Raw genomic sequence first — 8000 nt, forward strand, 5'->3', positions numbered from 1 at the left:
CCGAAAAATTATTCTTTGATGCTTTATTATTTAAAAAAAGATACTTATTTTTAATAATAAGGTTAAATAAACAAAACATACTAAAATCACTTCCTTTTGTAATAGCGCCTTTTTTTTAGAATTATTTGTGATTTTACGATAAAAGATGTATAATTTAAGATATAGCTAATTATAAGATTGACAAGAAATAATAGAATGAATAGGTGAGTTCATGGAGAAAAAGATAATTAAAATTGAAGAGGAATTTATAACTTTAGGTCAATTATTAAAGTTTGAATCCATTATTTCAAGTGGTGGTATGGCTAAATGGTATCTAAGTGAATTTCCGGTAACCTTAAATGGCGAACCTGAAAATCGAAGAGGTAAAAAATTATATACTGGAGATGTGATTTCATTTTTAAATGAAAATCTTGAAGTAACGATTTCATCTCCAATACAAAAAAATGAAAATTAAAGAAATTGAATTAATTAATTATCGTAACTATCGCCATACAAAGCTAGAATTTAATGATGGATTAATTATCTTAACAGGAGAGAATGCCCAAGGTAAAACCAACCTCCTTGAGGCAATTTTTTTATTGTCTTTAGCAAAAAGTCATCGTACTAATCGTGACCAAGAAATGGTTTTTTGGGATGAAGAACATGCCATTGTTAAAGCCATCGTAGAAAACAAATCTTATGAATTTCCATTAGAAATTATTTTAAATAAAAAAGGAAAAATTGCTAAAATTAACCACATTGAGCAAGCGAGATTAAGTCAATTTGTGGGTCAATTGAATGTAATTTTATTTGCTCCAGAAGATATGCAATTAATAAAAGGATCTCCTTCACTTCGTAGACGTTTCTTAGATGTCGAAATTGGACAATCACAACCAGTCTATTTAAATGAACTACAACAGTATAATCGAATTTTAAAACAACGTAATCAGTATTTAAAACAATTTGGTTATTCTAAACAATTCGATGAACTATTTTTTGATGTCCTCACAACGCAATTAATTGAAAAAGCAACAAAAGTTATTCAATATCGTGCGCAATTTATTCAACAATTAGAAAAATTAGCCTTTCCTATTCATTATCAATTATCAAATGAGCGTGATCAATTATCACTTAAATATCAGGCAAGTAGTTCAAAATTAGATTATGATTCCCTTTCAACTTTATCGCAACAATTGACAACCCTCTTCAAACAATCTCTTAAAAGAGAAAAAGAAACTGGTGTGACAGCTTATGGCCCCCATCGAGATGATTTAATATTTTATATTAATAATCAGCCTGCTCAATTTTTTGGTTCTCAAGGACAACAACGGACGATCGTGTTAAGTATTAAATTAGCCGAAATTGAGTTGTTTAATCAAATTCGAGGGGAATATCCTATCTTACTGCTAGATGACGTTTTATCGGAATTAGACGATCAAAGACAGTTGTTACTTATGCAACAAATTGAAGGGAAAGTGCAAACCTTTTTAACTACTGCAACGATACATGGGCTAAAAATACATCAATTAGAGGACCCGCAAATTTTCTATATAAAAAAGGGCTCTGTTTCAATCAATAATGAAATAATTCAACCAGATAAGGAGTAATAAAATGACAGAACAACAACAATATAATGCTGATCAGATACAAGTTCTAGAAGGACTTGAAGCCGTTAGAAAAAGACCAGGGATGTATATTGGTTCAACAAGTGGTGAAGGGTTACATCATTTAGTATGGGAAATTGTCGATAACTCAATTGATGAGGCTTTGGCAGGATATTGTACACATATTGAAGTCATTATTGAAAAAGATAATAGTGTCACTGTCATCGATAATGGACGTGGTATCCCAATTGATATTCAAGCCAAGACAGGTAGACCAGCTGTTGAAACAGTGTTTACTGTCTTACATGCGGGTGGTAAATTCGGCGGTGGCGGTTATAAAGTTTCTGGAGGACTTCACGGGGTAGGTGCTTCTGTTGTTAATGCCCTTTCTTCTTATTTAACGGTTGAAGTGTCAAGAAATGGCAAGATTTATCAACAAAAATTTGAACGCGGAAAAATATTAAACGATTTAACCGAAGTAGGTGAATCAACTGAAACGGGAACACGTGTAAACTTTTTACCTGATCCTACTATTTTTAGAGAAACGATTGATTTTAATTATGCTAAATTAATGCAAAGAGTACGTGAGTTAGCATTCTTAAATAAAGGATTGAGACTGACTATTACAGACGTTCGTGATGAACGTGAACAAGAGAATAGCTTCCATTACGAAGGTGGGATTAAAAGCTATGTTGAATATTTAAATGAAAATAAACAGGCAATTGTAGAAAATCCTATTTATTTAGAAGATGAAGCCGAAGGCATTCAAGTCGAAATTGCGATGCAGTACACTGATTCTTATCATACCAATATTTTATCATTTGCAAATAACATTCATACACATGAAGGTGGAACGCACGAAGCTGGCTTTAAAACGGCTTTAACCCGTGTCATCAATGATTATGCAAGAAAGTCTAATTTGCTTAAAGATAACGATGAAAATTTAAGTGGTGAAGACGTGCGTGAAGGACTCACTTTAATTTTGTCAGTTAAGCATCCAGATCCACAATTTGAAGGACAAACCAAAACAAAACTAGGTAATTCAGAAGTGAGAACCATTACGGACCGGATTTTCTCTGCTGGTTTTGAACAATTTTTAATGGAAAATCCTAAAATTGCTCGAGTTATTGTAGATAAAGGTATTTTAGCTGCTAAAGCAAGAATGGCAGCTAAACGTGCACGAGAAATGACCCGTAAAAAGAATGTTCTAGAGATTGCTAATTTACCAGGAAAATTGGCAGACTGTTCAAGCAAAGACCCTGAACAATCTGAATTGTTTATTGTCGAGGGGGATTCTGCAGGCGGATCAGCGAAACAAGGACGTTCGAGAATGTTCCAAGCCATCCTACCAATACGAGGAAAAATTTTAAATGTTGAAAAAGCTTCAATGGATAAAATTTTAAATAATGAAGAGATACGCTCATTATTTACGGCAATGGGAACTGGTTTTGGTGGTGAATTTGATGTTGCCAAAGCTCGTTATCATAAATTAATTATTATGACCGATGCCGATGTCGATGGCGCTCATATTCGTACGCTATTATTAACGCTAGTTTTCCGTTACATGCGTCCATTATTAGATGCAGGTTATGTGTATATTGCTCAACCACCTTTGTATCAAATTAAACAAGGTAAAAAAGAAATTTATATCGCAACGGATGAAGAATTACGCGAATGGCAAAAAGAAAACCCTGATGCACGTTATTCTTTACAACGTTATAAAGGTCTTGGAGAAATGAATTATGAACAATTATGGGAAACGACAATGAATCCAGAAAATCGCCGTATGTTAAGAGTGTCAGTTGAAGATGCGCGTGAAGCGGATCAAGTTATGGACATGTTAATGGGAGACGAAGTAGGACCACGTCGTAATTTCATAGAAGAAAATGCTGTTTTTGTTAAAAACTTAGATATCTAGAAAACGAATAGAAAGGAAAAATAATGAATGAGTGAATTGTTTGATCAAAAAAGAGATTTCGAAACGATAAATTTACCAGACGAAATGCGTAATTCATTCTTAGATTATGCGATGAGTGTTATTGTGGCTCGTGCGGTTCCCGATGTTCGTGACGGATTAAAACCAGTTCATCGTCGTATTCTTTATGGAATGAATGAATTAGGTGTAACACCTGATAAACCTTATAAAAAATCAGCGCGGATTGTTGGGGATGTTATGGGGAAATATCACCCACACGGTGACTCTGCTATCTATGAAGCAATGGTTCGGATGGCCCAACCTTTCAGCTATCGACAAATGTTAGTCGATGGTCACGGGAACTTTGGTTCTGTCGATGGAGATGGTGCCGCTGCGATGCGTTACACAGAAGCAAGGATGAGTAAAATTGCCCTAGAGATGTTGAAAGACATCAATAAAGATACGATTGATTTCCAAGAAAACTACTCTCAAGAAGAGAAAGAACCCGTTGTATTACCTGCACGCTTCCCTAATTTATTAGTAAATGGAACAAGTGGGATTGCTGTTGGGATGGCAACCAACATCCCTCCGCATAACCTTGGTGAAGTAATTGATGCTTTAAATTTATTAATGAGAAACCCTGAGGTAACAGTCAATGAATTAATGGAAGTATTACCTGGTCCCGATTTTCCTACAGGCGCTATCGTAATGGGTAAATCAGGTATTCGTAAAGCTTATGAAACCGGAAAAGGAAAAATAATTATTCGCTCACGAGTAGAAATTGAACAACTTTCGAATGATCGTGAACGGATTGTTGTAACTGAAATTCCTTATGGTGTAAATAAAGCAAAAGTTGTTGAAAGAATTGCTGAATTAGCCAGGGAAAAGCGTATCGAAGGTATTACTTATGTTGCTGATGAATCAGGCCGTGAAGGTATGCGAATTGTCATTGATGTCAGACGAGACACCAGTGCCAATGTCGTTTTAAATAATTTATATAAATATACAGCTTTACAAGTATCTTTTGGATTTAATATGCTAGCCATTGATAAAGGTGTTCCAAAAGTACTTTCTTTAAAAGAAATCTTAGAAAAATATTTAGACCATCAAGTTGAAGTTATTCGTCGTCGTACTGCTTTTGAAAAACGTAAAGCAGAAGATCGCGCGCATATCTTAGAAGGATTACGTATCGCTTTAGATGTAATCGATGAAGTAATTGCAATTATTCGCGGTTCAAGAGAAGCGGAAATAGCTAAAAATACTTTAATTGAACGTTTTAATTTAACACCTATTCAAGCGCAAGCGATTTTAGATATGCGTTTGGTTCGTTTAACTGGTTTAGAACGTGAAAAAATCGATAAAGAATACGATGATTTAATTGCGTTAATTCAAGATTTAACAGATATTTTAGCAAATGAAACGCGCGTTCTTGAGATTATAGAAGATGAATTGGCGGATATTAAATTAAGATTTGACGATGAACGTCGTACGGAATTACGTGTTGGAGAATTAACTAATATTGAAGATGAAGATTTAATTGAAGAAGAAGATGTTTTAATTGCATTAACAACTAATGGTTATATTAAACGTATGACCCAAGATGAATTCCAAGTACAAAATCGTGGTGGTCGAGGCGTAAAAGGGATGGGATTAACTGATGATGATGAAATTCAATCATTAATTTCATGTTCAACACATGATACTCTCCTCTTCTTTACGAATTTAGGAAAAGTATACCGCACCAAAGGTTATGATATTCCGGAATATGGACGAACAGCTAAAGGATTACCAATCGTCAATTTAATTAATATCGAAAAAGATGAATATGTTAAAGAAATGATTAAAGTTCGTTCAGAAGGAAAGGAAACCGATAAATACTTATTCTTTGTGACGAAACATGGTGTCGTGAAACGTTCTGATGCCAATGAATTTACAAGTATCCGCAATAATGGGTTACGTGCGATTAATATGCGTGAAGAAGATGAGTTAATCAAAGTCCTAGTAACCAATGGTGGTGAAAATATTATTATTGGTACTCATAACGCCAATGCGATGGCTTTCAATGAAGAAGATGTACGTGTAATGGGACGAACAGCAACGGGTGTTCGTGGTGTGAAATTACGCGAAGGCGACTATGTTGTAGGGGCCGCTTTATTAAAACCAGACAGTGAGGTCTTAGTTGTCACTGAAAAAGGTTATGGTAAACGTACAGCAGCTACTGAATATAGCATTAAAAACCGTGGTGGATTAGGGGTTAAAACTTCTAATATTAGTGAGAAAAGTGGTAAACTCGCGGGTATTGTAACAATAGATAATCCAAAAGCTGAAGATTTAATGTTAATGACCGACCAAGGGGTTATTATTCGATTCAATGTTGACAGTATTTCTCAAACCTCTAGAGCCACTTTAGGGGTAAAAATGATAAGAGTCGATGATAATGCGATAGTAAGTTCTATTACAAAAATCATCAAAACAGATGATGAGGAAGAAGAAGTTGCAACACTAGAAGATGCTAATGATGAGGGTACGGAAGAAAACGACGACATAATTGCTGAAAATGATTCAGAATTAGAAGAATAACCATTTTTCAACATCTAATAAAAAGGTATTGAAATAAAAATCATTTCACGGTATAATTAATAAATGTGAGTAATTAGCATTAATTTGCTATCGCTCCTTGCTCTATCTTGAATAGAGCCAAAAGACCAAAAGGAGGTATACAGTAATGAGTCAAACAACAAAATATGAAATTTTATATATCATTCGTCCTGACTTAAACGATGACGCTAAAAAAGAATTAGTTGAGCGTTTCGATAAAATTCTAACAGACAATGGTACGACAGTTGTTGAATCTAAAGACTGGGCGAAAAGACGCTTCGCATACGAAATTAACGATTATAAAGAAGGTATTTACCACTTAGTAAACGTTGAAGCTTCTGATGCAAAAGGTATCGACGAATTCGCTCGTTTAGCTTTAATCAACCGTGACATTTTACGTCACATGATTGTTAAAATTGAAGACTAATTTGTTTCACGTGAAACATTTCAAAGGAGGACCTTGTTATGAATAATGTACAATTGATTGGACGTCTAACTCGTGATATTGACTTAAGAAAAACACCACAAGGTGATTCAGTAGGCCGTTTTACACTTGCTGTCGATCGTAACTATAAAAATAAACAAGGTGAATATGATGCCGATTTTATTAATTGTACTATTTGGCGCGGTGCCGCAGACATTTTAGCTCGTTATGCACAAAAAGGGACTAAAATTGCTGTAGATGGTAATATCCGTACAGGTAGTTATGAAAATCAACAAGGCCAAAGAGTTTACACAACAGAAGTTTATGTAAATAATTTCTATTTTGTAGAATCAAGATCACAAAGAAATGATCAAGGTCCAGCATCATCTAACTTTGGAAATTCAAATTATAATAATCAATCAAGTCAACAAAATAACTATTCGTTCAATAATGATTTTAATCAATCATCTTCTCCATTTGAGGATTTCAATGGATCATCGGTTGATATTTCTGAGGACGATTTACCATTTTAACAGAATTTAAGGAGGAATAAAACATGGCACAACGTCGTGGAGGAAGACGCAGAAGAAAAGTATGTTTTTTCTGTGCAAACCATATTGATCACCCAGATTACAAAGATGTTGAATTATTAAAACGTTTTGTATCAGAAAAAGGTAAAATTTTACCTCGTCGTGTAACTGGTACATGTGCAAAACATCAACGTGCTTTAACATTAGCAATTAAACGTGCAAGAATTATGGGATTATTACCATTCTCTGTACAAGACTAAAAAATAATATTTGTAACCTGGAATTAAAATTCCAGAGAAAAAGCCGAGAAACATTTCAAAATGAGATGTTTCTCGGCTTTTGATATGGCTTTAAATTAGGACAAACCATATTAGACTATCACCTTGTCCTGTATACTGCTCCGGTTCTTTAATGATTATGTTAATATTTGTATTTAATTATCTTTAAAAAGTTGCTTTAGTTAGACTGAATCTATATATAGTCCTAATAGTTTTGTGTTTTTTTAGAAATTAAATGTAACTGGATGATAAAGAACAATTTGAACAGTCTAACTAAAGGCCGAACATTACATAAGATGTTTTTATTGTTTGTGCCCTCTTTCAAAAATTGAATAGCTCTATTGTCATTAGAAATAAATTTAGGATACTAACTCATCTTATAAAAGTTATATTTCTAACTACCAAATGGAATTATAATTATTTAAGACGAATCTTAAGCAAGAACGAATGTTTTAATTAGTCATTATGGGTTGATTATTTGGAAAAAATCAACAGGATTAGTTACCTTGGATCGCTTTTGAATGAATGGTTAATAGGTATAATACGACCATTCGAGCCTTAGATTTATCTGATAGATATTTACTCCTAATTATTTAAGGATAAAGGGGGTAGGCCTCAAATAAGTCATTAAGACGCAGCTTGAGGCCACTCACTCCCTGCGCTATTAATTAA

The 8000-nt window shown here is 34.0% G+C and carries 7 protein-coding genes; all 7 read left to right on the forward strand.

Going from position 1 to position 8000, the window contains the following annotated elements:
• Positions 1 to 211 precede the first annotated feature (211 nt).
• Entirely contained in the window at positions 212 to 454 is a 243-nt protein-coding gene (gene yaaA, locus GSA01S_RS08355) for a S4 domain-containing protein YaaA (RefSeq protein ID WP_066126577.1), read from the forward strand.
• Entirely contained in the window at positions 444 to 1586 is a 1143-nt protein-coding gene (gene recF, locus GSA01S_RS08360; RefSeq protein WP_066126578.1) for a DNA replication/repair protein RecF, read from the forward strand. The genes yaaA and recF overlap by 11 nt, the downstream gene beginning before the upstream one ends.
• 4 nt (positions 1587 to 1590) lie before the next feature.
• Positions 1591 to 3501 (forward strand): DNA topoisomerase (ATP-hydrolyzing) subunit B, encoded by a 1911-nt coding sequence (gene gyrB, locus GSA01S_RS08365; RefSeq protein WP_066126580.1) that lies wholly within the window; start codon positions 1591 to 1593, stop codon positions 3499 to 3501.
• 27 nt (positions 3502 to 3528) lie between these two features.
• On the forward strand, positions 3529 to 6078 hold the full coding sequence (gene gyrA, locus GSA01S_RS08370; protein WP_066126583.1) for a DNA gyrase subunit A: 2550 nt from the start codon (positions 3529 to 3531) through the stop codon (positions 6076 to 6078).
• 145 nt (positions 6079 to 6223) lie between these two features.
• Positions 6224 to 6523, forward strand: a complete 300-nt coding sequence (gene rpsF / locus GSA01S_RS08375; RefSeq protein WP_066126585.1) for a 30S ribosomal protein S6 — start codon at positions 6224 to 6226, stop codon at positions 6521 to 6523.
• Positions 6524 to 6561: 38 nt separating this feature from the next.
• Positions 6562 to 7053, forward strand: a complete 492-nt coding sequence (gene ssb / locus GSA01S_RS08380; protein WP_066126586.1) for a single-stranded DNA-binding protein — start codon at positions 6562 to 6564, stop codon at positions 7051 to 7053.
• A gap of 23 nt (positions 7054 to 7076) precedes the next feature.
• Complete coding sequence (gene rpsR, locus GSA01S_RS08385; protein ID WP_066126588.1) at positions 7077 to 7310, forward strand: 30S ribosomal protein S18; 234 nt, start codon at positions 7077 to 7079, stop codon at positions 7308 to 7310.
• Positions 7311 to 8000: the final 690 nt, after the last annotated feature.

The sequence above is a fragment of the Globicatella sanguinis NBRC 15551 genome, from assembly GCF_001552295.1.
Lineage (GTDB): Bacteria > Bacillota > Bacilli > Lactobacillales > Aerococcaceae > Globicatella > Globicatella sanguinis.